The sequence below is a fragment of the Pseudomonas sp. Marseille-P9899 genome (genome assembly GCF_903166565.1).
GTDB lineage: Bacteria > Pseudomonadota > Gammaproteobacteria > Pseudomonadales > Pseudomonadaceae > Aquipseudomonas > Aquipseudomonas huaxiensis.
Genome location: NZ_CAESCG010000001.1, coordinates 93,486 through 119,671 on the forward strand (window position 1 = coordinate 93,486; position 26,186 = coordinate 119,671).

Sequence of the window (26,186 nt, forward strand, 5' to 3'; positions counted from 1 at the left end):
TAAAGGAGGCGCCGATGGCGGGGGTTGCCGGGCGCTCCGGCCGTCGCCCAAAACCCACGGCCCAGAAGGCGCTGGCCGGTAATCCCGGTAAGCGGAAGCTGAACAAGGACGAGCCAGATTTCGCCCTGGTTACCAACATCGACCCGCCCGAATGGTTGTGTGATCACGCGACCAGGGTCTGGGAAATGCTGGTCCCGGAATTACTCCGGGCCAAGGTCCTGGCGCTGACCGACCTGCACAACATCGAAGCGTTTTGCACTGCGTACGGCAACTGGCGCATGGCTCAGGATTCGGTGCGTGAACACGGGATCGTGGTTGCGGGTGCGACGGGAGGGCCTGTGAAGAACCCGGCCTTGACCGCCGCGAATGAGGCAATGCGCCAGATGGTGACCTTCGGCTCCATGCTCGGACTGGACCCAGCGAGCCGCAGCCGAATCCTTGGCGGCAACAAGCAGAAAACCACCAACGAATTTGCAGCCCTACTGAGTAGCTGATGGCCAGAGCCAAGTACACCAATGTCGACAAGGCAATGGTGTGGGCAAGGTCTGTCCTGAAAGGAAAGTTTCCAGCCTGCCGCTACATCCATCAGACGATTGAGCGGCACTTCGATGATGTGGCGGCCAGTCGCTCGAAGAGCTACCCATACAAGTTCGACCCGGCCAAGGCCGAAAAGAAGCTGCGGCTCATGCAGTTGCTGCCGCACACGAAAGGCGAATGGGCATTCAAGCGGCAGCTCATCACGCTTGAGCCCTGGCAACTGTTCGGCCTGGCGTGCACGTTTGGCTGGGTACGGAAGAAGGGCGGGTACCGGCGCTTTCGCGAAAGCTACTGGGAGGTGCCGCGCAAGAACGGCAAGTCGGTCATCGCCGCCGGCGTCGGTATCAGCATGTTCACCGCCGACAATGAGTTCGGTGCTGAGGTGTACGCCGGCGCGACAACCGAGAAGCAAGCGTGGGAGGTTTTCCGTCCTGCGAGGCTTATGGTCAGCCGGTCGCCGATGTTGATTGAGGCTGCCGGAATTGAGGTGAATGCCTCAAACCTCAACATCCAGTCCAATGGCAGTCGTTTTGAGCCGCTGATCGGCAACCCTGGTGACGGGGCTTCGCCCTCATGCGCAATCATCGACGAATACCACGAGCACGACAGTTCCGCGCTCTACGACACGATGCTGACCGGCATGGGCGCCCGCCGGCAGCCGTTGATGTTCATCATCACGACGGCCGGGGCGAACATCGAAGGCCCGTGCTACGACAAGCGCCGCCAAGTAATCGAGATGCTCAACGGCACCGTCCCGGACGACGAGCTGTTCGGCTACATCTGGACGCTCGACGAGGGCGACGACTGGACCGACCCGAAGAACCTGGCCAAGGCCAACCCCTGCATGGGCGTGTCAGTGTTCCAGGAGTACCTGGAGAGCCAGCTTGCCAGGGCGATCCGCTCGGCACGCTTCACCAACACGTTCAAGACCAAGCATTTGAATCTGTGGGTGAGCGCCAAGTCCGGCTTCTTCAACATGGAAAGCTGGAAGGCCTGCGAGGACAAGACACTCACACTTGAGCAGTTCGAAGGGCAGGAGTGGATTGCCGGGTTCGACCTGGCGCGCAAGCTGGACATGAACTCAAGGGCCAGGCTGTTCTGGCGGGAGATCGACGGCAAGGTCCACTACTACAGCGTTGCCCCGTCGTTCTGGGTTCCGGAGGACACGGCCAACGATGTGGACAACAAGCGCATGGCCGAGCGCTTTCAGGCCTGGGTGAACACCGGCCACTTGGTCACCACGCCAGGTGCCGAGGTCGACTATCGAGAAATCCTCGAGGACACAAAGGAGGCCAACAAGCTCGCACCGATTCGTTGGAGCCCAATCGACCCTCACGGTGCGACAGGCCTGAGCCATGACTTGGATGATGAGGGGTTCAATCCGGTCACCATCACCCAGAACTACACCAACATGTCCGACGGCATGAAGGAACTGGAGGCCGCCATTGAGGCGGGCCGCTTCCACCATGACGGCAACCCGATCATGACCTGGTGCATTGGCAACGTCATCGGCAAGTACCTACCAGGTAACGATGACGTGGTGCGCCCGATCAAGCAGGGCGACGACAACAAGATCGATGGCGCCGTGGCGCTGATTATGACGATAGGCCGGGTGCTCGCGAACGCGGATACCCAAGGTTCTGTCGACGACTTCCTTTCCAGACCGATGAGCATGTAATGGCAGACACCGACTACAGCATTGACCTGCGCACGCGCAGTCCATTCTGGGCGCGCATGGCCAGCTTCTTTGTCGGCGGCCGCTTGGTGTCGCCGGAAAAGGGCTCTCAGAACGGGCCGGTCTCAGCATCAGGGGTGGTTGGCGACTCAGTTGTGAGCGATGAGCGCTCGCTTCAAATATCAACCGTCTTCGCCTGTGTTCGCCTAATTTCGACGGTGACCGCCGGGCTGCCGCTGGACGTGTTCGAGACCAAAGATGGCGATCGCACGAAGGTCGACATGAACAACCCGCTGGCCCGGCTACTGCGCTACAGCCCAAACCAGTACATGACTGCGGTGGAATTTCGCGAAGCGATGACCATGCAGCTCTGCTACTACGGCAACGCCTACGCGCTGATTGAGCGTAACAGTGTTGGTGATGTGATCAGCCTCATGCCGCTCATGTCGGTGAACATGGATGTGCGGCTCGAGAACAAGCGCGTTGTGTATCGCTACCGCCGCGACGACAGGTACGCCGATTTCAAACCCAACGAGATCTTTCACCTCAAAGGCTTCGGCTTCAATGGCCTGGTCGGGCTGTCGCCAATCGCTTTCGCGGCGAAGACGGCTGGGGTCGCAGTGGCAATGGAAGACCAGCAGCGAGACTTCTATGCCAACGGCGCCAAGTCTCCTCAGTTGCTGATGACCGGCGATGGAAAAGTGCTCAACAAGGACCAGCGCGCCCAGGTCGAGGAGAACTTCAAGGAAATTTCCGGCGGCCCCGTCAAGAAGCGGCTATGGATTTTGGAGGGCGGATTCACGACCCAAGCCATCGGCGTCAGTCCTCAGGACGCGGAAACCATGGCGGCCCGCAAATTTCAGGTCAGCGAGCTGGCGCGATTCTTCGGCGTGCCGCCGCACCTGGTCGGCGACGTGGAGAAGTCCACCAGCTGGGGTACAGGCATCGAGCAACAAAATCTCGGCTTCCTTCAGTACACCCTCTCGCCATACCTCAACCGTTGGGAGTATGCGATCGAACGCTGGCTGTTGAAGCCGGGTGAAGTCGGTCGCTTTCACGCAGAGCACAACCTTGAAGGCCTGCTGCGTGGCGACTCGACGGCTCGGGCCAACTACCTGAAGACCAGCGTGGACGCCGGCCTGCTGACTGTCAACGAAGGCAGGCGACTCGACAACAGGCCACCACTCCCGGGCGGCGATGTCGCAACACGGCAGTCGCAGAACGTGCCGCTTACCCAACTTGGACAAACGAACCCCGCACCCAGCGGGGTTTAGTTTTTCTGGAGGCTGTAAATGCCTAGCATTTGTAAAACCCTGGCCTTTGACCAGGCCGCGATCAAGTTCGCCAACGGTGGCGCCCAAGGCGTGTTCGAGGGCTATGCCAGCGTCTTCGGCGTGGTCGATAGCGATGGTGACATCATTGAGCCCGGCGCCTTCGCTGAGGCTTTGAAGACCCAGTCCCGCGCTGTGGCCATGTTCTTCAACCACCGCCGTAACGAGATCCCGGTGGGCAAGTGGCTCGAGCTGGCAGAGGACAGCAAAGGCTTGCATGTTCGGGGAGAGCTAACGCCCGGAAACCCACAGTCCGAAGCGCTCAAGGCGGCGATGATTCACGGCACGGTTGGCGGTATGTCTGTCGGCTTCAGTGCAGCGAAGAGTGACATTACTTCGATTGCCACCGGCTATTCGTTCCGCAACGTGACTCGCCTGAGCGAGATCAGCGTGTGCACCTTCCCGGCCAACGAGGCGGCCACCGTTTCCACGCTCAAGAGCATGGAATCCATCGAAAGCATCCGTGACGCAGAGAGCTGGCTGAGGGAATCCGCCGGTCTCTCCAAGTCCGAAGCGCAGGCGTTCATCGCCCGCATCAAGTCCGCGGTTCGGAGCGACTCCGAAGGCGGCGACCCCACTGAAATCGCCGCGCTCCTGGAGCGCTTGAAAAACTTCCCATCGCTGGAGACGAAATAATGGACTTGGCACAAATTCAAAAAGCGATTGAGACCGCACAGACTCGGATGACCGAGCTGTTCGACGCGCAGAAAAAGGAAATCACCGATACCGGTGAGGTCAGCAAAAAATTGCAGGCTGACCTGACTACCGTTCAGGAGGAGCTGAAAACCGCCGGCACCCGCCTGTTCGACCTGGAGCAGAAGCTTGCCGGCGCGAACCCCGATGACCCGACGAAGCAGAAGAGCTTCGCCGCCCAGACTGCCGAGGACCTGAAGAAGTCCTGGGACGGCAAGTCCTCGGGCAAGGTCGACGTGAAAAGCTTCGACAAGCAGCTCGGCAGTGGAGCAGCCTCCGCCGGCGCGCTGATCCAGCCGCAAGCAAATCCGGGCATCCTGATGCCAGGTCTGCGCCGCCTGACCATCCGTGATCTGCTGGCCCAGGGGCGCATCAGCTCCAATTCGCTGGAGTACGTCCGCGAGAACGTCTTCACCAACAGCGCCGCACCGGTGGCCGAGGGCAACCTCAAGCCTGAGTCGAACCTGACCTTCACCAAGGAAACAGCGAACGTCAAAACCATCGCCCACTGGATCCAGGCTTCGCGGCAGGTTATGGACGATGCACCGATGCTCGAGTCATACGTGAACAACCGCCTGCTGTTCGGCCTTGCGCTGGTGGAAGAAGGCCAGTTGCTCAACGGCGACGGTACTGGTGACAACCTCACCGGCCTCAACAAGGTGGCCACTGCCTACGACACCAGCCTGAGCGTTACTGGCGATACCCGCGCAGACCTCATTGCTCATGCCATTTTCCAGACCAGCGAGTCGGAGTTCGAAGCCTCGGGGATCATCCTGAACCCGCGCGACTGGCATGCCATCGCTCTGCTGAAGGATGCGGATGGTCGCTACATCTTCGGTGGCCCCGCGGCGTTTGCTGCGAAGGTTATGTGGGGCCTGCCGGTTGTAGCCACTAAGGCGCAGACGCTGGGCAGCTTCACCGTTGGCGGCTTCGATCTGGCATCCCAAGTCTGGGATCGCATGGACGCGACCGTAGAGATCAGCCGCGAAGACCGCGACAACTTCGTCAAGAACATGTTGACCATCCTTTGCGAAGAGCGCCTGGCACTGGCGCACTACCGCCCGACCGCCATCATCAAGGGCACCTTCCCGGCGCCTGCCCCTTAATTGAGACCGAGGCCGGGGCAGGTAACTGCCCCGCGTTGACCATGACCAAGATTCGCGCCCTGCGTCAGTTCTCGCACTACCATGCTGGTAACTTCGACCAGTATGAAACACGCACTGTGCTGGATGAATACGCCGAGGCTTTGATCGGTATGGGGCTTGCTGAGGAAGTGCTCGCCCCCGAGCATTTGCCAGAGCCAGAGCCAGAGCCAGAGCCAGAGCCAGAGCCAGAGCCAGAGCCAGAGCCAGAGCCAGAGCCAGAGCCAGAGCCAGAGCCAGAGCCAGAGCCAGAGCCAGAGCCAGAGCCAGAGCCAAAAGCGGGCAAGAAAAAATGACAGTCACCGCGCTGGAGCTACTGCCGATCGAAACGATCAAGCAGCACCTGCGTGTCGATCATTCAGCTGAAGACGTGTTAATCGAACTGTACGCGGAGTCCGCTCTGGCCTGGGCTCTGTGGTACTGCGACAACCCCAAGCTGATCGAGGCGGCTGATTTTCCGGCCAGCTTCAAGGCTGCGTTGCTGCTGCTGATTGGGCACTCATACGCGAACCGAGAGGCCATCGTTACCGGCGCCACCGCAACGGAGCTGCCGATGGCTGTCGACTCATTGCTGTGGTCCTCCCGTGATTGGAGGGGGCCGCCAGACGAGGCGTCTCCATGAAAGCTGGTGATCTACGACACCCGATTGAAATTCAGCATACAGTTTCCGTTCGCGACCCGGTGTCGGGCGATTTTGGCGAGCCATCCTGGCGACCATTCGCCAGCGCATGGGCTGGCGTTGAGCCGCTATCAGCCCGCGATCTGATCGCCGCCCAGGCGGCTCAGTCCGAGGCCACGGCGCGCATCGTCATTCGTTATCGAGTGGGGATTTTGCCGACAATGCGCATTGTTCATCGCGGCGAGATCTATAGCATTGAAGGGCCGCCCCTGGAGGATGCCAAGTCAGGCCGGGAGTACCTGACGATTCTGGTATCGAAGGGGGTGAAAGATGGCTGACGAAATCAGCGCTCGTCTTCAAGGATTGGCGCCATTGACGCAGAAGATGCTCGGCCTTGCGCCAAAGCTGCGCCGCAAGGGCCTTCGCAAGGCTGCGCGGCAGGCAATGAATATCGTGCGCGATGATGCCAGGGCCCGCGGCAAGGCGCTGGACGATCCGGTGACGGCCGAAAAGATCTGGAAAAACATCATCACGCAGGAGTCGGTGAGGCAGGGCAGGCGGGAGGGCGGGGTAGTGATGCGCGTCGGCGTGCGCGGCGGAGCGAGCTCCAACCAGCACAGCAAAGACGCCAGCGGCAACCCTGGCGGCGACACCCGACACTGGCGCTATCTCGAATTCGGCACGCAGCACACGCCGCCGGCGCCGTTCATGCGCCCTGCGTTCTCAACCAACGTCAATGCTGTGACCGACCGCTTCGTGCAGGTGTTCGGGCAGGAGATCGACGCCGCATTGCGAGGCAACTGATGGAAGCGCCCATTTTCGCCGTTTGCTCGGCAGATCCGGGTGTGTCCGCGCTTATTGGGGCGGGCATTGACTGCCGGTTGTACTCGTTCGGCGAGGCGCCGGATAACCCCGTAAAGCCCTATGTGGTCTGGAGCCTGATCAGCGGCAGCCCCGAGAACTACCTGGCTGGCCGCCCGGATGTAGACAGCTTCACCTTGCAAGTGGACGTGTATGCCGCGACTGGCGGGCCGGTGCTGGCCGTCACCAAGGCGCTGTGTGCAGCGATTGAACCGCGCGCCTATGTCGTCCGCTGGGGAGCCACCGACCGCGACCCGAAAACCAAGGACTATCACCGAAGTTTTGATGTGGATTGGCGTGTAGAGCGCTGATTAACCCCACGCAACCGATGCCCGCCCAGTGCGGGCTTTTTCATTTAGGAGAAAAGCCATGTCGATGAACGCCCAGGGCGCGCAGCTCTACGCTTTGTTGCCGCCCGCGAACGGTGCCGGCCCCATGACCGTGATGGAGGTCGAGTGCCTCACCGCCTTCAACCCTGGCGGATCGCCTGCGGACCAGATCGATGACACTTGCCTGGCCGACACCGATCGAAAGTACAAAAAAGGCCCCCGCACGCCGGGGCAAGCCACTGCCACGATCCTGGCCGATCCTCGGAACGCCAGTCACGTGCGGATGTTCCAGATCTCGCAGGACGACGGCGACGAGGACATCCTCTGGGCGCTCGGGTGGTCCGATGGCAAGGACATCAAGCCAACCGTCAACACTGAGGGCGACGATTTCGAACTGCCGAATACTCGCACCTGGTGCCTGTTCGCTGGCTACGTTGCGGACTTCCCGTTCGACTTCGCAAGCAACGCTTCGGTCAGCACCGCAGCCACCATTCAGCGCTCCGGCAAGCTGAACTGGATCGTCAAAGGGACCGCGCCATGAACCTGGAGCAACTAAAGAAGAAAGGCGGCGTCATCGCCGATGCCCTGGTGCCGAAGGAAGTCGAATGGAAACACTCCGACAAGAATGGAAAGCCCATCACCGACAAGTTCACCGTACACGTCCGCCGGCACGCCTTCGGCGTCATGGAGGCCATGTTCGCCGGTGGCGAGGCCGAGCGCTTCAAGAACGCCCGCTACCTGTCTGCTTCGATCATGTTGGGCAAGGACGGTACCGAAGAGCTCCCGTTCGATGATGCAGTGAACCTCGACTCGACCTTGGGCATCGCCCTGCTCAGCGCCGTCAATGAGGTGAACAATCCCCCTGCAAAGAGCTGACCCCGGCCGACGAGTTGTGGCATGAGCTGGTGCTGAGCGGGATCGGCGGGACCACCATCGCCGAGGCCAAGGCCACGCTCTCCTACGCGGAAGTTCTGGCCTGGGTGGCTTACAGAGATAAGCATGGCTCGCTCAATCTGGTTCGCCGCGTCGAGCTTGCTGCGGGTTTGATTGCGTTGCAGGTAAATCGCAGTGGCGGCGGAAAAGCAGATCTCTACGACTTTTTGCCACATCATGCGCAGCCGGGAGTGTCTCTTGAGCAAGCGATGAGTGAGTGGATTTGATCTGTTAGAGTTCACCCTTTATAGGGAGGGATTCCATGCAGCAATTTCATGAAAACATCTATGTGGTTCTCTTTTTTTGGATATGGTGCGGCGCGATTGCCGCCTATATCGCCGCAGGAAAGTCTCGCAGTGTGCTTGTTTGGTTCCTGATAGGGTTCACCTTGCCCATTATTGGGATCGTCCTTGTCTATTTGCTGCCTCACCCGTTTAAAAAGATCGATGAAGATAGTCGCCGAGCAGCTGTGGATCTTGGGGAGTCATCATCGCATCGAAAATGCCCATTTTGCGCTGAGGCCATTAGAAAAGAGGCCGTGAAGTGCAGGTATTGCCAATCCATCGTTGACCCAGTGCCGACAGATTGAATTTCAATTCCTAATACCCACTTCGGTGGGTTTTTTTTCGCCTGGAGGAAAGTATGGCGAGCAGATCTCTAGGCACGCTCACCCTGGACCTGATTGCTCGGATTGGTGGGTTCGAGCAGGGCATGGACCAAGCTGCACGCTCCGCTCAGCGATCCATGTCGCAGGTTGAGCGGCAGGCTCAACAGACATCTCAATCGGTCATGTCGGCGTTCAAGGGGATTGCGGGCGCTGCGGCTACCTACCTCAGTGCCAGGCAAGTCATAGATTATTCGCAGACATGGATCGGCGTCCAAAATCGAATTAAGCAGGTTTCGGAAACTTACAATCAGTTCGCAGCGCAGTCTCAGGCTGTATTCCAGATTGCACAGAACTCCCAATCCGGACTGGATGCAACGGCGGAGCTTTATCAGCGAATCGCTGCTTCATCTGGTCAGCTCGGAACTACGCAGGAAAAGGTAGCCCAGGTAACGCAGAACATCAGTAAGGCAATGTCCGCCAGCGGCGTATCTGCTGAAGCGGCTCAGGGGGCGCTGGTGCAGCTTGGCCAAGCCTTTGCTTCTGGTGTTCTTCGGGGCCAAGAGTTGAACTCAGTGCTTGAGCAAGCGCCAGGCCTAGCTCAGGCAATTGCTGATGGGCTGGGGGTTTCCAGGGAATCTCTGCGATCTCTAGGTGAGCAGGGAAAGCTAACCTCTAAAGAGGTATTCCTGGCGATCCTTAGCCAAACTCAGGCCATTGATGACGCTTTTGCTCGTTCGCAAACCACCCTTTCAGCGGGTTGGACCGTAATACAAAACAGCGCCGCGAAGATTGTTGGGTCTTTGGATGAGGCCTACGGCATGACCAAGTCTGCTGCTCAGGCGATGCTGGACTTGTCAGCAGCTGCCGACTCCGCGAGCATTAAAGACCTGGTGAATGTGCTCGAAACTGGCTTGTATGTAGCGTTGGGGCGGGTGGCCGGGGGGCTGGTTAACTCACTACTCGCATGGAAAGCTGCCCGAGCAGCGGCGTCAGAGCAGGCATTTGCAAGTTCAGTTGCTGCTGCTGGTGAGCTTAGGCGTGCCGAAGCGGCCCAGGCCGCATCTGTGTCGGATTTGGCTGCTGCAAGGTCCGCGGTCTCTGGGGCGGCCGCTAAAGTTTCTGCCAGCAGGCAGATCGTGGCGGCTGAAATTTCACGCATTCAGACCGTTCAAGCGGCCATTGCAGCCGAAAAAATACTTGAATCGCAAAGGCTTCAGTCGCAGATCACAGATATCGGCCGACAACAGTCGGTAGCTCGGATGGTGGAGCTCAGGCTTGCAGAAGTTGCTATCACCAAACAGCTAACCGCTGCAGAAGCTCAGTTGGCAGCGACTACAGTAGCTGGATCCGCCCAGATGAGTGCGGCTCTTGCACATCGAACAACCATGACTGAGGCGCTCGCGGTTGCGAACGGCAGCCTTGCCGGGGCACAGATCGCTGCAAATACAGCTACAGCTTCCGCCCTGGCAACGTGGATTCCGGTAACCAGTGTCCTTGGGGCAGGGATTGCAAGTTTGCGTACCGCTGGCTCTGCATTGTTGCGGATGGCTGCTGGCTGGCCTGGCCTCATCATCACTATGGGTGTGCTTGCTTACTCTTTCCTCGACTTCGGCGACAAGGCCGAGGAGGGGGCGGGCAAAGCTGCAAACTCTTTTGAGGATGCATCGACACGTATTCGCCAGGCGTCTCGATCCATGCTGCCCGAAAGCCTGAACACTCAGACTTACGATCAGTTGCAGGAGCGGTTGAAAGGACTTCAAGCGGAGCTTAAGGAAACCGAAAAGCTGCAGGAGTTGTTCCAGAAAGGGGTCGACGACAAAAGCGACATTCCCTTTGATCGCTCCCTGGGTGATGCCAAGGAGCGAGCTGACGCGCTGAGGCTCGCAATCCAGTCGGTGCAGAAGGAGCTCAACAGTTCCCGGCTCGCCTCGGACAAGGATGGTAATAGCTACCTCAAGAATCTGGAGAAGCAGGCTGTTGTCGCGGGCAAGCTGACGGAAGTTGAGAAACTACGTGCGCAGATCGCCGCTGGGCTGCTCAAGTTTTCACCGGATGACGAGAAAAAGGCGCTGAACGCCGCCGCCGCGATCGACAAGGCGAATAAGGCGCTGAAGGAGTCGAAGGCCGGAGACAAGGACAGCAAAGCTCTGAGTCGGCGCTTCGAGGAAATGGAGGAGGGGTACCAGCGGCAGATCGAGCTGATCAACACCTCAACCGACAAGCGCAAGAATGCCACCGAAGTGGAGAAGATAGCCTTCGAGGTCTCCACCGGCAAGTTGGAAGGTGTCAATGCCCAGCAGCGCAAACGCCTCGAAGGTCTGGCGGCTGAACTCGACGCATTGAAGAAGCTGAAACAGGCCGAGGAAGATGCCAAGAAACTTGCTTCCTTCCGCTCCAGTGTCAACGAGGACTACCTCACGGCCAAGAATGGCTTCGACCAGGAGCTCGCGGGCGCTGGTCAGGGCGACAAGTACCGCGAGCGGCTGAAGGAGCGGCTGGCGATGGAGGAAGACTTCAACCGCCAGCAGCGCGAGCTTGTCCTCCAGCGTAACAGTGGTGATATCAGCCAAGACCTTTTCGACAGTGAAACCCAGTTGCTCAGCGATGCGCTCGCTGCGCGCCTTGAGCTGCAGGGCGACTACTACAGCAGTCTCGACGAGGCCCAGTCCAACTGGATGGACGGTGTCAGTGACGCTTGGCAGAACTTCGCTGATGTCGCGCAGAACTACTCGGCCCTCGCCGCCGATGCGACCACGTCAGTTCTGGGTAGCGCCAGGAGTGAGCTCAGCACGTTCATGTCTGATGTCGCTACAGGCTCCAAGGATGCTGGTGATGCCTTGATGGACATGGTGACCGGATTCGCCAAGTCGATGATCGGCGCACTCGCAGATATGGCAGCCCAGTGGCTGGTGTATCAGGCCGTTCAGCTTCTGGTGGGTAAGAGCACTCAATCAATGGCGGGCATGGGCTTGGTCGCCAACGCACAGGCCACAGCATTCCAGGCTCAACTCGCGGCATACGCCGCGACCGCGGCCATCCCGATTGTTGGGCCAGCAGCAGCGCCAGCCGCTGCTGCCGCCGCCGCGTTGGCCACCGCGCCAATGGTGGCCGGCGTTGCGTCCAGCGCCCTGATGGGTATGGCGCACGACGGCATGGACAACATTCCGCGAGAGGGCACCTGGCTGCTCGACGGCGGGGAGCGGGTGCTGAACCCGAATCAGAACCGCGACCTGACCCAGTACCTGCGCAATGCCGGCGACGGCGGTTCAGGCGCGGGTCGCTCCGGCGGCATCACAATCAATGCGCCAATCACGGTGAAGGCCCAGCCTGGCATGAGCGATGAGGCGGCGCGCCGGCAGGGCGCGGCGATGGAAGAGGGCTTCCGGCAAATGTGCCGCGAGGTAGTTGCCGAGGAATTCGGCCAAGGCGGCAGCATGTGGAGGCGGTGATGGCGGAAACATTCGGGTTCTGCACCCGGGTCGGCGCTGCCGGCGAGGTCAAGCAGCGGACCTGGGGGAACGACTTCGGTGATGGCTACGAGCAGTCTGGCGGTACCGGAATCAACGGCAAGTCGGAGGAGTGGGCGCATCAGGCGGCCGGCAGTCTTGGCGCTGGGCATGAGCTGCGCCAGATCCGTGACTTCCTTGATCGCCATGAGGGCTACAAGTCGTTTCTCTGGACATCCCCCAGCGGCATGTCCGGCCGCTGGAAGGTCAACGGCTACAAACTCGACCCCCAAGGGGCAGGGCTATTCAAGATCAGCTTCACGATGAAGCAAGCATTCACCCCTTACTGACCCCGCCGCTGCGGGGTTTCTTCTTTCTGAGGCCCTATGACTTTCGAATCCGATGTCCAGAAGCTCGAGCCGGGCAACCTGATCAGACTCTACGAGGTCGACGCTACCCGCCTGGGCGGCAACTTGATGCGCTTCCACGGTCACGCTCAAGAGGGCGACATCATCTGGCAGGGCCAGCTCTACGAGGCGCTGCAGATCGAAGCCAAGGGCTTCGACATCCGTGGCGACGGCAGGCCGGCAACTCCGACCCTGCAACTGGCAAACGAAATCGGCGGCGTTCGCGGTGCGGTGTCGGCGCTGTGCCTGCAACTGAAGGACCTGGCCGGTGCGAAGGTGGCTGTGATCGAGACCTTCCGGCATTTCTTGGACGCGGCCAACTTCCCCGAAGGCAACCCGACGGCTGCCAACGAGGCAAAGGTCAACCGCTGGTACATCGAGCAGAAGACCGAGGAAACCCGCGACCAGGTGACGTTCTCACTATCCAGTCCGCTGGACCTCAACGGCGTCATGCTGCCCAGCCAGCAGATCACCAAGCTCTGTCGGTGGGCGTGCCGGGGCGGGTACCGCGGCGAGGCTTGCGCCTACACCGGCGCGGCCATGTTCAACAAGAAGGACGAGCCCACCGACAACCCAGCAGAGGATCGCTGCGGCGGCCGCTGGAAGAGCTGCAAGGCCCGAGGCAACACCCGCCGTTTCGGCGGATCCATGGGCGCAAGCCTGATCGCCAGTTCGAGGTAACCCATGCGCATCAATCAACAGTTGCAGGCCGCGATCCGCGAGCATGCAGCACGCGAGCACCCGACGGAAGCGTGTGGCGTGCTGATCAAGACCGAGCTGGGCCGGGAGTATGTGCCGTGCCGCAACCTTGCCCGCACGCCGCGTGACCAGTTCGCAATCCACCACGAAGACCTCGCCCAGGCAGAAGACCGTGGCGACCTGCTGGCGATCATCCACAGCCACCCCGACGCCGCGCCGCGCCCGAGCATGGCGGATCGCGTCAGCTGCGAACTGCATGAGGTTCCGTGGGGCATCGTGGCCTGGCCTGGCGGCGAAATGGAGTGGTTCAAGCCGTCTGGTTACAGCGCCCCGCTGCTCGGCCGCGAGTTCGCGCATGGTCTGCTCGACTGCTGGGGCGCGTGCCGCGACTGGTACGCCCGGGAAGCCGGCCTGCAATTGCCGAACTTCGAGCGCAAGGATTTGTGGTGGGAGGAGGCCGACGGCCCGAGCCTCTACGAGGACAATTTCGCGGCGACCGGCTTCTATCAGGTCAGCGAGCCACGCCGCGGCGACATGCTGGTGTTCATGGTCCCGTCTCCAGGCCGGCCTTGCTTTCACCCTAACCACGCTGCGATCTACCTGGGCGACGAGCCGGCGCTGGTCAGCGAGGACGCGCCAGCGCTTGGCGGCGTCGGCCCGTTCATCTACCACCACATGGCGGGCCGTAGCGCCGCCCGCGAGATCTACGGATGGTCGATGGCCAACCGCTGCCGACTGATTCTGCGACACAAGGACTATCAGCCATGAAGCGCACGATCAAACTCTACGGCGTGCTGCGCAAGCACTTCGGTCGAGAGTACACGTTGGAGGTTCGCAACGAGCGCGACGGTATCCGCGCCCTGTGCGTGATGGTCCAGGGCTTCGAGAAGTTCCTCCGAGAAGGCGAGGAACGCGGCCTGACGTTCGCTGTGTTCTCCGGGGCTCGCAACCTGGCGAACGAGGATCTCGATCTCAAATCGGAGCGGGCCGAGGACATCCGCATCGTCCCGATCATCCGAGGTAGCAAGCAGGCCGGCCTGTTCCAGACGATTCTCGGCGCCGTGCTGGTCGTAGTCGGCGTGATGTACGACTGGTCAGGCACGACCTCCACGGTCGGCCTGTCGCTCATTGCTGGCGGTGCGGCGCTGGGCCTGTCAGGGGTGGTGCAACTGCTCTCGCCCACGGCACGCACCGGCAGCCTCGACCGCAACGAGGACGGCAACAACCCAAGCTACGGATTTGGCTCGGCGGTGACCACTATCGCCCAAGGCAATCCCTACCCCGTTCTGTACGGCGAGCGCGAGATCGGCGGCGCTGTCGAGTCGGGCGGTATCTACACGCAAGACCAGCTCTGACAGCTGGCAATTCACGTTCCCGCTCCGGCGGGATTTTTCGTTTCTGGAGGGGTGATGGGCGCAGCAGTGAAGCGCAAGCCGCGGCGCGTTCAGGCCGGTCGGCGCCGGCAAGTGGTGGGCCATAAGGGCGGCGAGAAGAAGCAGAAGCAACCCAGCATCGCTTCCAACAGCACGCCGTCGATTGCGACTGCGCGGATGGTCTACCTGTGGAGCTGGGGGCCTATCGTCGGCCCAGTCGACGGCCTTCGATCCATCAAGCTCGATGGCACCCCGGTTATGGCTGCCGACGGCACCCTGAATTATCCCGGGGTGAAGTGGCAGTTTCGCTCCGGCGAGCTGAACCAGGAGCGCCTGGAGGGCGTGTCGGAGTCGAGCAACGAGATCGACGTCCAGCACGAACTGGTCAGCACCGCGCCATACCTCTACACCGTCAGCAACTCCATGGTCGACGCCGTGCGCGTGCGTCTGGCTTGGCCCCAGCTCCAGGCGCAGGACAGCTCCGGCAACATCAACGGGGTTCTCATCCAGTACGCAATCGATGTTTCCACCGACAACGGGCCGTATCTGGAGACCCTGGTATCCGAGGTTGATCGGAAGAACATCACGAAGTACGAGCGCTCCCACCGCATCGAGCTTCCTATCGGTGGCCGCTGGACGCTTCGCGTTCGCCGCATCACGCCAGAGGCCAACAGTTCGTTGGTGTCGGATGGGATGCTGGTGGAAGCCATCGGCGAGGTCGTCGACAGCGACCAGGAATATCCGCTCACCGCGGTGAGCTGTGTCGAGTACGACGCCCAGCAGTTCGGTGGTGATATCGCCAAGATCGCTGTGCTCATGCGTGGCCGAATTGTGCAGGTGCCGGCGAATTACGACCCCGCTACGCGCAACTACGCCACTGCCGGGCCTGGTACGAGCAATGGCATCTGGGACGGTACATGGAAAGAAGCCTGGACCGACTGCCCGCCGTGGATCTTCCGCGATCTGGCGCTGCACCCGTACTACGGCCTCGGCGATCGCATCGACCTGTCGATGATCGACCACTGGTCCCTGTACCGCATTGCCCAGTTCTGCGACCAGATGGTGCCGGACGGGAAGGGCGGTCTTCAGCCGCGGTTCACCTGCAACCTCTACCTGCAGAAGCAGGCCGAGGCGTGGGCAGTCCTTCAGGACCTGGCGGCGATCTTCCATGGTTTGGCCTTCTGGGATGGTAGCCAGATCGTCGTCAACGCCGACATGCCGCAGGATCCGGTGTACACCTACACCCTGTCGCAGATCCTCGGCGACGGTGCGATCAAGTACACCGGCAGCAAGGCGCGCGACCGCCACAGTCTGGCTATGGTGTCGTGGGACAACCCCGATCAGGGCTACGACACGGACAAGGAGCCGGTGTTCGATGATGAGGCGATCGCTGAGCTGGGTGTGCGCGAGCTATCGGTCGAGGCCGTTGGCTGTACCGTGCACGGCCAAGCGCAACGCGCCGGCGCCTGGGCATTGACCACCGAACAGTTGCAGACCCGTGGGGCGACTTTCCGTGTCGGCCTCGATGGCCACATTCCCCGCCCAGGGCAAGTGATCGCGCTGGCTGACCCCATGTTTGCCGGGCGCGCTAATGGCGGGCGCGTCGCAGCGGCTGCTGGCAGGATCATTACACTCGACCGCGATATCGACGTGCCGACCGGAGCGCGCTTGCTCATCAACTTGCCGAGCGGCAAGACCCAGGCGCGCCAGGTGAGGTCCGTTGCCGGTCGACAGGTAACGGTCATGGCCGATTTCAGCGAGCCGCCGCAGCCGGAGGCCGGCTGGGCACTGGATTTCGACGACCTGAAGCTTATGCAGTTCTACGTCCGCAACATCACGCGGCCCGAATGGCACCAGTTCCAGTTCGAAGTGATCCAGCACGAGCCGAGCAAGTTCGACGCGATCGATTACGGGACCGTGATCGATGACCGTCCGATCAGCGTCTTGCCGCGGGGAGTGCAGGATGCCCCGGCCCAAGTGCTGATCACCAGCCATGTAGCCGTGGACCAAGGCATTGCCGTCAGCACGATGACCATCGGCTGGAGCGCTGCGCCCGGCGCTGTTGCCTATGATGTCGAGTGGCGTTGGGGGTCGCGGGACTGGATCAAGCTGCCAAGGACTGGCGAGCTTGCGGCTGATGTGCGCGGCGTGTATGCGGGGCAGTACCTGGCGCGCGTCCGCGCCGTGAGCGCGATGGATGTTTCGTCCATGCCGACCACTTCAATGCTCACCGACATCGCCGGCAAGACGGGCCTGCCGCCTGCGGTCACGCACCTGCTGGCTACGCCTCTGGTCTACGGCACCCGCCTCAAATGGGGTTTCCCGGCTGGCGCCGAAGACACGCAGCGCACAGAGATCTGGCAGAGCCCGACGACGAGCCGCGACGACGCGACCAGGTTGGGCGACTACGCATACCCGCAAGCGGAGCATGAGCTTCACGGCTTGGTACCCGGGGCTTCCTTCTTCTACTGGGCGCGCCTGGTGGATCGCTCCGGCAACATCGGACCGTTCTACCCCAACGGCGTGGGCGTCAACGGCCAGGTGAGTGCGGATCAGTCGCTGTACGACGAGTACTTCCGCGACAAGATCGGTGCGAGCGCCTTGTACCAGGAGCTGCGCGAAGAGATCAAGAAGATCTCGGGCGATGGCCCGGAGTCGGTCAACGGCCGGATCGAGGAGGCCAAGCAGGAGCTGTACGAGCGAATCGACGAACTGACTGACGCGCTGGCGTACGACGAATCCAAAGCGTACGTGATGGGTGATGTCGTGCGTGTGGGGCAGCGCTTGTTCCAGGCCCGCGCCTCGGTACCGGCTGGCGCTGCACCGCCCGACCCGCTGTTCTGGGCCGACGTCGGCACCATCGCCGAGGCCGTCGATGCGCTGGCCATGCAGGTTCAGCAGCACACAACAGCGATCGAGGAGCTGGACGGCAAGGTCACGGCCTCGGCAAGCCAGCTCAATGCGCTCCAGGCCGCGTGGCGCGAGGATGACGGCGAGGGCGACCTGGCCGATGCTCTGAAAGGCTGGGACAGTGCCGCGAAATTCGCGCAGGAAGTGCGGGTGCGCGCGAGCGAGAACGAAGCGACGGCCACCAGACTGACGACACTCGACGCCGATGTCGCCGGTAACAAGGCAGGTATCAGCACGCTCGAAGCCGTAGTGGCCACCAACCAGCAGACGACCGCGTCGCGCCTGGACCAGATCAAGGCCGAGTTCGACAGCAGCACTGCGGCCATCGGCACGGAGCTGAATGCGCTCGCCGATGCTGACCACGCGCTGACGCAGCGGATCAACACGAACGAAGTCGCCATCGGCGATAACGCAGTGAAGATCCAGAGTGTCGAGGAGGCCCAGGCCGACGCAGAGCAGGCCATCGGCTCGCTACGCTCAACAATCCAGGCCGTGCATTCGCAGACCAGGGACGATACCGGGGAGGGCGATCTGTTGGGCGCGCTTGAGTCGTGGCAATCCGCTGCCGCCTTTGCATCGGAAGTGCGCGTCCAGGCGAGCGCGAGCGAAGCCTCGGCGAGGAAAACGGAAACGCTAGAGGCCTCGATTGGTGACACTCGCGCAGCGGTACAGCAGGTCAGTGAGACCGTTGTCGGGATCGATGGTCGAGTCAAGGCGCAGACCACGATCAAGGCTCAGTCGATTGTCGGCGGCAGAAAAGTCATGGCTGGACTGTCGGTCGGGGTCGACGGCGACACGTCGGAAATTCTGGCATTCGCTCAGCGCTTCGCGATCGTCGATGAGTCCAGCGGCCAGATGATCCTGCCGTTCGTTGTCCAGGGCGGCCAGGTCTTCATGAATACCGCGATCATCAACACGGCATTCATTCAGCAGATCGTTGCGGCGATGACGATTCGGTCCGCTGCGCTGAACTCGCAGGGGTTGCCGCTGCTGGAGATTAACTTCGCCGCCGGCACGTTCACTCTCCGCGGGCAGGACGCGAATGGCTCGACGCTGCTGAACAACGGCGGGCTGTACGTCTACGACGCCAACGGGGTTGAGCGCACGGCTGTGGGGAGGATGACCTGATGGCAGTTCAGTATGGGCTCCGGACGCGCGATGCATCCGGAGTCGTCACGCTCGATACGACGGTCACGCCGATCCGGTCGCTCAAGATGATGACCGTGACTGGCAACGGAGAATTCGACCAGTACTTTTCAATTCCGGAGATACAGGCCTCATCGTTCGTGGTTGTCGATACCCTGGAAGACCGCGGCGAGTTCACATACTCGCCGGCGGCGTGGTACTCGGCTGGCAGCCTGCAGCTTCGGCAGCCACTGACATCAACCTGGCAAGTGCTGATTCTGTCCAGCGGCGCCGATGCCCCCGGCACCGCTGGAACGTATGGCATCCGGGCGCGGAACAACAACATCTTGACGCAGATCGACGCTGTCAATCGTGCGCTGACGATTCGCTACAACGGTCAGTTCCAGATTGGGCAGCAGAGCGGAACAATCAATCTGTGGGCGGACATCAACTTCCCGGCGCCGATCACGACTTATGAACGGCCGCTGGTGTTCTTGAATGCTGCGGACTACATGATGGTCGGCAATTTCTCGGTGAAGGGCAGTCCAGGCAACTGGACAGGGTTCAGGCTGCGAGCATACCCGTATCCGCAACACGGTTCGGCGTGGACAAGCTTCATGACGATCCGGTGGTTCTGCTCGAGCTACCAGGCTGGCGCTGTTGAAACTGGCGCATACGGCGCACGGGTGCGTGACGCCAACGGCGTTCTGCTGTTCGCGACAACGATGAACATCACCAGCCTGAGCGGTCAGCCGGCCAGCAACTCGTTCGTGCAAGCCGGCACGTCGCTGCCGGGCGCTGGCGGTGCCAACGCGCCGAGCCAGCAAATGCCATGGACTGGCAGCTACGACGACTACGTGCTGGCTAACGCGCTGTTCTCGTGCACGAACGTTGTCCAGACCAACCAGCCCATCCGCGCGAATTTTGGCGGCTGGTGGCCCGGCAATCGCAGCATTCTCCAGATGTACTGCGAGAACGGCTCAGGCATCAACCCATTAACTGCAAACGGCCGCACGCTCTTCGCTGCGCGCCCGATGCGCTCCCTGTAATCAACCGAAAAAGGAACACATATGGCATGGGCTAGACAGGGCACAGTGACAGTTACCGCCGGCCAAACAGCAGTGACTGGCGTCAACACTGATTTCGTGGGCAGCGGCAGGGTTGGGGATGGGTTTCTCGGTCCCGACGGCCACTGGTATGAAGTGACGAACATCGCGAGCGCGGCGGTGATCTCGATACTGCCAGCCTACCAAGGCCCCACTGTTTCCGGCGCCGGCTATGGCCTTGTACCGCTGAATGGTTATCCAAAGGAACTGGCTGATCGTGTGCGTGCGGTGGTTGAGCAGTGGGGCGGCACGCTGGCGCTGCTCGGTAATGCAACCGATCTGCCGACGCTGCGCACGAACATCGGTGCGGCGAAGAGTGGCGCGAACTCGGACATCACTTCGATTGCCGGGCTGACTACGGCACTCACGGTCGCACAAGGCGGAACCGGCGGTAAGACCCCGGCAGACGCAAGAACAGGGCTGGGCCTCGGCTCTGCAGCAACGCGCACAGTCGGAACGGGCGATGGCGAATTGCTTGAGCGAGGAGCGTACGGGCTTGGTTCAGTCTCAGCTCCGGCCGCATCGTTCACAGGTCGAACCGGGTTCAGCACGTTCCCTGCGAGCGCTTCACCTGTTTCATCGGCCGGCGGCGTGAAGATTACTCAGAACGTGGGCGGAAACCTGTTCTCGGAGTTCGTGATCGTCGCCGACAGCTTCACTGCCCCGACGGTGGCTGTCCGGCAGTTTGATAGCGGAGGGTCGCCATCGACATGGAACAAGTTCTATACCACCGGCAATACCACCCGTGCCGCAGACGGCACCCTCAAGGCGATCTGATCATGACGCGAGCAGCAATCAACATCTTGGGCGACGGCTCGATTATCGACATCACGTCGCTCGGCAAGTCCGATATCACCGTCGATCACCCTGGCCCTGGTCAGTACCTGGTGCACGGCACTCTCGGCATGGCGCCGCCGCCGGAAGGGTGGGGCTACGTCATCAACCAGCTCGATGTCGGCGCGGCGGTGGCCACATCGTTCTACGATGGTGTGCTGGCGGTCAGCGTGGTGAAGGAAGGTGAGCCGGCGGACCTGCTCCACAGCATCACCCTGCACGTCTCGGTCGAAGACTTGCCGCCGACCGAGGCGCCGCCGCCACCTGAGCCGACTCCGGTCGATCCGCTCGCGGAAGCCTTGGCCGAGACCGCCCGGCGTCGCGCACTCGCTGATGCTGCGATCGCGCCGCTTCAGGATGCCGTGGACATCGATGAAGCCACGGATGCCGAGACAGCGTTGCTGAAAGAGTGGAAGCGGTACCGCGTGGCACTGAACCGGCTGCCCGATCAGCCCGGCTATCCGAATGAAATCGACTGGCCCGCGCCGCCGGCCTGATCCGCACCAAATCACCAACCGCCCATGAGGCGGTATTTTTTTGCCTGGAGAAAACCCATGGCTCGAATTTCTGATTCGCTGGCGGGCAGCAAGAATGCGCTCGCCTTTCTCGACATGCTTGCCTGGTCGGAGGGGACGTCGATCAGCAAGCACACCCGTGACGATGGCTACGACGTGATCGTTGGCGGGATAAACAGCCCGAACACGTTCAAGAGTTACGGCACTCATCCCGCAATCCTGATCACCGTCAACTCCAAAGGGTTGAAGTCCACTGCAGCAGGCCGGTACCAGCAGTTGCAGCGCTTCTGGCCACATTACCGCGACCTGCTGAAGCTGCCCGACTTCGGGCCCGTCAGCCAGGACAAGCTGGCGCTGCAGCTCATCAAGGAGCGAGGGGCCTCGGCAGACGTGCATGCCGGCCGTATCGCGGCAGCCATCACCAAATGCGCGAACATCTGGGCGAGCTTGCCGGGTGCCGGCTACGGGCAGCGGGAGCACAAACTCGATGATCTGCTGGCGCACTACATTGCCGCCGGCGGGAGGTTGGCGTGATCTCCGGCCGCACGGCCGGCGCTGCAGTGATGTTGCTGCTGGTGCTGGGTTCGTATTGGGCCGTCTATCAGCACGGCCGCAGCGTCGAGCGATTTGGCTGGGAAGTGCGCTGGGCCGAGCGTGATCGGGCTGACAGCGAAGCCGTGGGCGTCGCCCAAGCCGAAGCACGGGAAGAAGAACAACGCCGCCAGGCGGCACAACAGAAGGTGAGGGAAGATGCACAGAAAGAACAGAGGGTTGCTGATGCCGATGCTGCTGGCGCTGATGCTGCTGGCCAGCGGCTGCACGACGACGCCGGCCGGTTCGCCGCAGCCTTCAGTTGCCCCGCCCCGGATCCCGCCGCTGGCGCCAGAAGCGCGGCAGCAACCCGCGCCGCAATGGTGCTCTCCGACCTGCTCAGCCGGGCTGACGCGAGAGCGGGAGAGCTGGCGAAAGCTTATGACGCAGCCCGAATAGCCGGACAAGCCTGCGAAGCTGCCTATACTGCCCTGATGGATTGATCTGGGAGTTGGGTGTCATGGTCGGACTGGCTGAGATGCTGAAAGAGGGCGAGCCTCTGATGAGGCAGGCGATGGATGCTGTTCGCCGGTACCACGAGGCTCGCGACTCGTCTTTGACAGATGACGAGGTCGATCGCCTTCGAGCGATTGCCGAGGCGCTGATGAGGGAGCTTAGGGACTTCCAGGTCGGAGTGATCGGCAAGATCGGTTCAATCACTCATTGAATCGGCAGAATTAGGCCTGACCCTTGATTGCGGACATTCCCGACCGCCAGGCCAACCCGGTACCACTAGAACACTTCCGGCTGTTCTCCGAGGCTGAGGGCCAACTGCTCGGCACCTTCTTTCGATGTGCTTGGTGAAATCCATTCCTGGGCAAGCTCCGGAGATAGCACTACCGGCCGGCGGTCGTGCACGTCGACCATCCCACCTGCAGCATCTGCCGTGATGATTACGAAGCCGTCGTGCTCGCCGCTGGCGAACTGGCCGATACTTGCGCAGAGCGATGGCTGCCCATCCCTCCTGCGAATGTAGTAGGGCTGCTTCTTCGGTCCACCCTCATCGACCCACTCATACCACCCATCGATCGGTGTCACTGCTCGATGCGGCCAAATCGCACGGAAGAACGCCCCGTGTGCCACCTTCTCGACCCTGGCATTGATAGGCGCTGCTCGATCTGTGGCCCAGTGCGGGCGCCATCCCCAGCGGACCAGGTCCGCCCGCAGCCCATCATCATCCATGCGAAGTACCGCCACGTTGGTCGTTGGCGCGACGTTGTACCGCTCAAGCGCTTGCTCGCCCGCGTTGTTCTGCCAGGCGCCGGGCATGCTGAGAGCATCCACGAAATCGTGTATGCCTCGATACTGCGTAAGTCTTCCGCACATGATGAACACCTCCGGAATCAGCATAGCTTGCGCTTCAAGCTCCTAATCTCCCGCTGCTGCTCCTCGATCCTTTTTTCAAGGCGCGCGTTCTCAGCGCGGAAGTCAGTCAGCACATACTCGGCTTGGTCGCGAACTTTGATTGCGAGGTCACGGCGCCGCTCAGCCTCATCGAGTATGCGCACCAAGCGCCTGATGTCGGCCTGGGCCTTGGCCAGTAGGTCGGCGACCAGTTCATATTCGGACTGCATGAGCAAGCATTGCTGCTCGAGCATTTCAATATGGGTCGGTATGCCCAGCTCGAAGCCGGTAGTGTCGATGTCGTATTCGTCGTTCATTGTGCTGCTCGATATCTGTATATGCATACAGTATTTCGAGCAAGTGATCTGAGCCAGCGTGAGGCGACGAGGTGTAGCGATTGTGATTGGATTTCTGGTCGGCAGAACGCCGGAGGAGGGGAGAAAGGGTACTGAAGCACCCTTGTGGGGGCGGCACTGATCCACTTTGAATTTGCAAAACCGCACCGTAACTTATTGATTCTTATAGGCGGATAAGGTCGTTTTTTTGTTGTCGGATCAGTGGTAAATGTCTTTTTGAATCAGTTGGTTATGGTGCATGTACCGCCCACCTTGACATGGTGGGGGTCGTTGGTTCGAGTCCAATTGTGCCTACCAAACATCACCGCTCCTGTTGGCGGTAAATCAGAAAAGGCGATCCGAAAGGGTCGCCTTTTTTGTTTTTGGGAAAATTGTAAAGCGCTGCTAGCCAGTCAGTTAAACCTCTTGAGGCCCTTCGCGACGGTTCGGCGCCCCGACAAGCTCGCTCCTACAAGGGCGCCCTTTTTATGCGGCCATCTCGGTCCATTCATGATTCCTGAACTCAAACACGGCCGACTCATCTGCCTTGGTATTCGGCTCAACAATGATTCTGCCGAACTGAGCGTGCGCGTAGGCGCAGTAGTAGGCCCGAACCGCGATGTCCGCTGGGCCTGGAACAGCCTCAACGCCTTTCTTTTCCCAGTTGGCAACCGTCTGGACATCGACGCGAAGAAGTGCGGCAAGCTCTTCCTGGACCAGGTCCTGCTCTTTCCTCAAGAAGCGGAGTTGGTGACCCGACATAGGGGTTTTCTGGCAAAGAATGTCTCCGGCGATTGCGCGATGCAACCCTTCCAGATTCTCGATGACTACACCGTCTCCATAAGCGTTGCTCACGGATTTGTAGCCATTTTTCAGGTAGATGCCATCCAGGCCGCAACCTGTGTATTCGTACATTTCATATCTCCCATACGGTGATGGCAAAGAGCTGACCCGGAGCGACGACGGGCTCCACGGCCGCAACAATACACACGACATTCCGAGGTGCGGGCTCGCTCATGCGGAACTCAAAGCTCTTGTGCTCTGCGCTATAGCTCGGCCCGCGGACGATGCTTCCACGCTGCAGGCACCGTAAAACCTCAATCGTCGAGACTCCGCGTTGCCCCATTCGCTGCAGGCAGTGCTCGGTGAAAATGACCCTGGATGAATCCTTGGCCAACACATGGACAAGTTCCTCGAGCTGCTGCTTCGTCCATAAAGCCTGACTGCTCTTCATATAAACCTATAAATTTTATAGGTCGCGTCATCTTAATGCGCAACCTTGTCCAGTCAACTGACCGTTGAATGAAAGTCAGCGGTTTCTACAAAAACCGCCGCTCTCAGCCCGTCGCCACCAGACAGGCGGCCCTCCCGAACCCTCGGGTCGAAAAAGCAACGCGGTGCGGCCTTTCCTCAAGCCCAGCAACGCGTACCTTCTCATTCCCACGGTTGTTCGCCGTGGCGACGACGGCCTCAGTAAACTCGACTCCTCCCGAGGCGGCGTTCTTTTTTTGGTTTCAAAGTTTGATTCGACGGATTTGAAAGTCGCTGATTTTTTTTGCAGATTTCCCGTAACTCGGTGTTGACACATTCAGCCGATTGCGTAGAATGCCGCCCCACAGCAGGCACATAGCTCAGTTGGTTAGAGCACCACCTTGACATGGTGGGGGTCGTTGGTTCGAGTCCAATTGTGCCTACCAAACTTTACCGCTCCTGTTGGCGGTTAAACGAAAAGGGCGATCCGCAAGGGTCGCCCTTTTCGTTTGTGCCCGACAAAAGCCGCACCTTACTTAATCCCGCAACGGCCCGGATTCCCAGGCCGTATCGGGTTATGTCAGGGAATCCGGATAATCTCCACGCCGCTCTGCACCAGCTCGAAACGGTCATCACCCAGATGATTGACCCGGTCGCCGATGGCGAGGCGGTAGGTGGTCACCGGCAATGAGGCGGCACTTCCATCGGCCTGGAGGGTAGCTTCCTGAAACTCATGCACGGGATAGATGCGCCCTTCAGCGTCCCGCGCATGGAATTGCCCGACCAGTACTGCTGTCATTTTGCTTGCGACCTCTGAAAAAAATAATATCTGTGGGCCATAGACCATGGCGCGCAGGGGGAAGTTTTGTGCGCCAGGAAAAAAACCTCACAGGCAGAGCTCATCATCTATAACTACCAATTCCCTTTATTCGTACAGGTGGAAGTGGTCATGAGCCAGGTTTATACGGTTGCTGTGCTGGTTGGCAGTCTGCGCAAGGCGTCTCTGAATCGCAAGGTCGCCCAGGCGCTTGGTGAACTGGCGCCGTCGAACCTTACGTTGAGAATCGTCGAAATCGGCGACCTGCCGCTCTACAACGAAGACATCGACACCGATCCACCCGCAGCCTACAAGGCGTTCCGCGAGCAGATCAAGAGCAGCAATGCGCTGCTGTTCGTCACCCCGGAGTACAACCGTTCGGTACCGGGTGCGCTGAAAAATGCCATTGACGTGGGGTCGCGTCCTTACGGACAGAGCGCCTTCAGCGGCAAGCCGGGCGCGGTGGTGAGTGTTTCGCCGGGGGCGGTGGGGGGCTTTGGCGCCAACCATCACTTGCGCCAGTCGCTGGTGTTCCTCGATGTGCCGTGCATGCAGCAGCCAGAGGCGTATATCGGCGGCGCGGCGACCCTGTTCGATGAGCAGGGCAAGTTGTCGGAGAAGGCGCGGCCGTTTTTGCAGGGCTTTATCGACAGTTTCGCCAAGTGGGTGGCACGGCATCAGGGTTGATGTCAGGGGCCGCAACGCA

At 60.7% G+C, this 26,186-nt stretch carries 31 protein-coding genes, 1 tRNA gene and 1 pseudogene; 28 read left to right on the forward strand and 5 right to left on the reverse strand.

What is annotated here, in order from left to right; translation table 11 throughout:
* Positions 1-14: 14 nt before the first annotated feature.
* The 26 genes from HWV67_RS00475 (at position 15) to HWV67_RS00600 (ending at position 22,400) form a co-directional block, all read left to right on the forward strand.
* Entirely contained in the window at positions 15-494 is a 480-nt protein-coding gene (locus tag HWV67_RS00475; RefSeq protein ID WP_175649472.1) for a phage terminase small subunit P27 family, read from the forward strand.
* Complete coding sequence (locus HWV67_RS00480; protein ID WP_175649473.1) at positions 494-2,215, forward strand: terminase large subunit; 1,722 nt, start codon at positions 494-496, stop codon at positions 2,213-2,215. Before HWV67_RS00475 ends, HWV67_RS00480 begins: the two co-directional genes overlap by 1 nt.
* Positions 2,215-3,486, forward strand: a complete 1,272-nt coding sequence (locus tag HWV67_RS00485; RefSeq protein ID WP_175649474.1) for a phage portal protein — start codon at positions 2,215-2,217, stop codon at positions 3,484-3,486. The genes HWV67_RS00480 and HWV67_RS00485 overlap by 1 nt, the downstream gene beginning before the upstream one ends.
* A gap of 18 nt (positions 3,487-3,504) precedes the next feature.
* Entirely contained in the window at positions 3,505-4,179 is a 675-nt protein-coding gene (locus HWV67_RS00490) for an HK97 family phage prohead protease (protein WP_175649475.1), read from the forward strand.
* Entirely contained in the window at positions 4,179-5,342 is a 1,164-nt protein-coding gene (locus HWV67_RS00495) for a phage major capsid protein (RefSeq protein ID WP_256679984.1), read from the forward strand. The genes HWV67_RS00490 and HWV67_RS00495 overlap by 1 nt, the downstream gene beginning before the upstream one ends.
* Positions 5,343-5,383: 41 nt before the next feature.
* Positions 5,384-5,674: a hypothetical protein gene (locus HWV67_RS00500; RefSeq protein WP_175649476.1), complete on the forward strand. Its 291-nt coding sequence runs from the start codon at positions 5,384-5,386 to the stop codon at positions 5,672-5,674.
* Complete coding sequence (locus HWV67_RS00505) at positions 5,671-6,000, forward strand: head-tail connector protein (protein ID WP_175649477.1); 330 nt, start codon at positions 5,671-5,673, stop codon at positions 5,998-6,000. The genes HWV67_RS00500 and HWV67_RS00505 overlap by 4 nt, the downstream gene beginning before the upstream one ends.
* On the forward strand, positions 5,997-6,335 hold the full coding sequence (locus HWV67_RS00510) for a phage head closure protein (RefSeq protein ID WP_175649478.1): 339 nt from the start codon (positions 5,997-5,999) through the stop codon (positions 6,333-6,335). Before HWV67_RS00505 ends, HWV67_RS00510 begins: the two co-directional genes overlap by 4 nt.
* On the forward strand, positions 6,328-6,801 hold the full coding sequence (locus HWV67_RS00515) for an HK97-gp10 family putative phage morphogenesis protein (protein ID WP_175649479.1): 474 nt from the start codon (positions 6,328-6,330) through the stop codon (positions 6,799-6,801). Before HWV67_RS00510 ends, HWV67_RS00515 begins: the two co-directional genes overlap by 8 nt.
* Positions 6,801-7,169, forward strand: a complete 369-nt coding sequence (locus HWV67_RS00520; RefSeq protein ID WP_175649480.1) for a DUF3168 domain-containing protein — start codon at positions 6,801-6,803, stop codon at positions 7,167-7,169. Before HWV67_RS00515 ends, HWV67_RS00520 begins: the two co-directional genes overlap by 1 nt.
* A gap of 58 nt (positions 7,170-7,227) precedes the next feature.
* Positions 7,228-7,728: a phage tail tube protein gene (locus HWV67_RS00525; RefSeq protein ID WP_175649481.1), complete on the forward strand. Its 501-nt coding sequence runs from the start codon at positions 7,228-7,230 to the stop codon at positions 7,726-7,728.
* Positions 7,725-8,063 (forward strand): phage tail assembly chaperone family protein, TAC, encoded by a 339-nt coding sequence (locus HWV67_RS00530; protein WP_175649482.1) that lies wholly within the window; start codon positions 7,725-7,727, stop codon positions 8,061-8,063. The genes HWV67_RS00525 and HWV67_RS00530 overlap by 4 nt, the downstream gene beginning before the upstream one ends.
* Before the next feature lie 29 nt (positions 8,064-8,092).
* Positions 8,093-8,347, forward strand: a complete 255-nt coding sequence (locus tag HWV67_RS00535) for a phage tail assembly protein T (protein WP_175649483.1) — start codon at positions 8,093-8,095, stop codon at positions 8,345-8,347.
* Between the two features lie 35 nt (positions 8,348-8,382).
* Positions 8,383-8,709, forward strand: a complete 327-nt coding sequence (locus HWV67_RS00540) for a zinc ribbon domain-containing protein (protein WP_175649484.1) — start codon at positions 8,383-8,385, stop codon at positions 8,707-8,709.
* 53 nt (positions 8,710-8,762) lie between these two features.
* Positions 8,763-12,176: a phage tail tape measure protein gene (locus HWV67_RS00545; RefSeq protein WP_175649485.1), complete on the forward strand. Its 3,414-nt coding sequence runs from the start codon at positions 8,763-8,765 to the stop codon at positions 12,174-12,176.
* Positions 12,176-12,523 (forward strand): phage tail protein, encoded by a 348-nt coding sequence (locus HWV67_RS00550; RefSeq protein WP_175649486.1) that lies wholly within the window; start codon positions 12,176-12,178, stop codon positions 12,521-12,523. The genes HWV67_RS00545 and HWV67_RS00550 overlap by 1 nt, the downstream gene beginning before the upstream one ends.
* 36 nt (positions 12,524-12,559) lie before the next feature.
* Positions 12,560-13,261 (forward strand): phage minor tail protein L, encoded by a 702-nt coding sequence (locus tag HWV67_RS00555; RefSeq protein WP_175649487.1) that lies wholly within the window; start codon positions 12,560-12,562, stop codon positions 13,259-13,261.
* A gap of 3 nt (positions 13,262-13,264) precedes the next feature.
* On the forward strand, positions 13,265-14,047 hold the full coding sequence (locus HWV67_RS00560) for a C40 family peptidase (RefSeq protein WP_175649488.1): 783 nt from the start codon (positions 13,265-13,267) through the stop codon (positions 14,045-14,047).
* The gene (locus HWV67_RS00565) at positions 14,044-14,634 is read left to right on the forward strand and encodes a tail assembly protein (RefSeq protein WP_175649489.1); all 591 of its coding nucleotides are present in this window, start codon (positions 14,044-14,046) and stop codon (positions 14,632-14,634) included. Before HWV67_RS00560 ends, HWV67_RS00565 begins: the two co-directional genes overlap by 4 nt.
* A gap of 54 nt (positions 14,635-14,688) precedes the next feature.
* Entirely contained in the window at positions 14,689-18,690 is a 4,002-nt protein-coding gene (gpJ, locus tag HWV67_RS00570) for a TipJ family phage tail tip protein (protein WP_175649490.1), read from the forward strand.
* Positions 18,690-19,736, forward strand: coding sequence for a hypothetical protein (locus HWV67_RS00575; protein WP_175649491.1), 1,047 nt, complete (start codon positions 18,690-18,692; stop codon positions 19,734-19,736). Before gpJ ends, HWV67_RS00575 begins: the two co-directional genes overlap by 1 nt.
* Before the next feature lie 72 nt (positions 19,737-19,808).
* A complete protein-coding gene (locus tag HWV67_RS00580; protein WP_175649492.1) occupies positions 19,809-20,570 on the forward strand; it encodes a hypothetical protein in 762 nt (253 codons plus the stop codon).
* Between the two features lie 2 nt (positions 20,571-20,572).
* Positions 20,573-21,124, forward strand: a complete 552-nt coding sequence (locus HWV67_RS00585) for a tail fiber assembly protein (RefSeq protein ID WP_175649493.1) — start codon at positions 20,573-20,575, stop codon at positions 21,122-21,124.
* Positions 21,125-21,181: 57 nt separating this feature from the next.
* Positions 21,182-21,676 (forward strand): glycoside hydrolase family 24 protein, encoded by a 495-nt coding sequence (locus HWV67_RS00590; RefSeq protein ID WP_175649494.1) that lies wholly within the window; start codon positions 21,182-21,184, stop codon positions 21,674-21,676.
* 29 nt (positions 21,677-21,705) lie between these two features.
* Positions 21,706-22,176: a DUF2514 domain-containing protein gene (locus HWV67_RS00595; protein ID WP_175650939.1), complete on the forward strand. Its 471-nt coding sequence runs from the start codon at positions 21,706-21,708 to the stop codon at positions 22,174-22,176.
* Between the two features lie 17 nt (positions 22,177-22,193).
* On the forward strand, positions 22,194-22,400 hold the full coding sequence (locus tag HWV67_RS00600) for a hypothetical protein (RefSeq protein WP_175649495.1): 207 nt from the start codon (positions 22,194-22,196) through the stop codon (positions 22,398-22,400).
* Here HWV67_RS00600 and HWV67_RS00605 read toward each other — a convergent pair.
* From HWV67_RS00605 to HWV67_RS00620, 4 genes and pseudogenes are all read right to left on the reverse strand, one after another.
* A pseudogene (locus HWV67_RS00605) lies at positions 22,394-23,059 on the reverse strand (SOS response-associated peptidase). The gene HWV67_RS00600 and the pseudogene HWV67_RS00605 overlap by 7 nt on opposite strands.
* 17 nt (positions 23,060-23,076) lie before the next feature.
* The gene (locus HWV67_RS00610) at positions 23,077-23,394 is read right to left on the reverse strand and encodes a hypothetical protein (RefSeq protein WP_175649496.1); all 318 of its coding nucleotides are present in this window, start codon (positions 23,392-23,394) and stop codon (positions 23,077-23,079) included.
* Between the two features lie 504 nt (positions 23,395-23,898).
* A complete protein-coding gene (locus HWV67_RS00615) occupies positions 23,899-24,327 on the reverse strand; it encodes a helix-turn-helix domain-containing protein (RefSeq protein WP_175649497.1) in 429 nt (142 codons plus the stop codon).
* Between the two features lies 1 nt (position 24,328).
* Positions 24,329-24,646, reverse strand: a complete 318-nt coding sequence (locus HWV67_RS00620) for a DUF4258 domain-containing protein (protein WP_175649498.1) — start codon at positions 24,644-24,646, stop codon at positions 24,329-24,331.
* A gap of 386 nt (positions 24,647-25,032) precedes the next feature.
* Here HWV67_RS00620 and HWV67_RS00625 point away from each other — a divergent pair.
* Positions 25,033-25,109 (forward strand) — tRNA-Val (locus HWV67_RS00625).
* Positions 25,110-25,243: 134 nt separating this feature from the next.
* Here HWV67_RS00625 and HWV67_RS00630 read toward each other — a convergent pair.
* Positions 25,244-25,462, reverse strand: a complete 219-nt coding sequence (locus HWV67_RS00630; protein WP_110972641.1) for a hypothetical protein — start codon at positions 25,460-25,462, stop codon at positions 25,244-25,246.
* Between the two features lie 150 nt (positions 25,463-25,612).
* Between HWV67_RS00630 and HWV67_RS00635 the strand changes: the two genes are divergently transcribed.
* Positions 25,613-26,167 (forward strand): NADPH-dependent FMN reductase, encoded by a 555-nt coding sequence (locus tag HWV67_RS00635; protein ID WP_110972640.1) that lies wholly within the window; start codon positions 25,613-25,615, stop codon positions 26,165-26,167.
* The last annotated feature ends 19 nt before the right edge of the window (positions 26,168-26,186 follow it).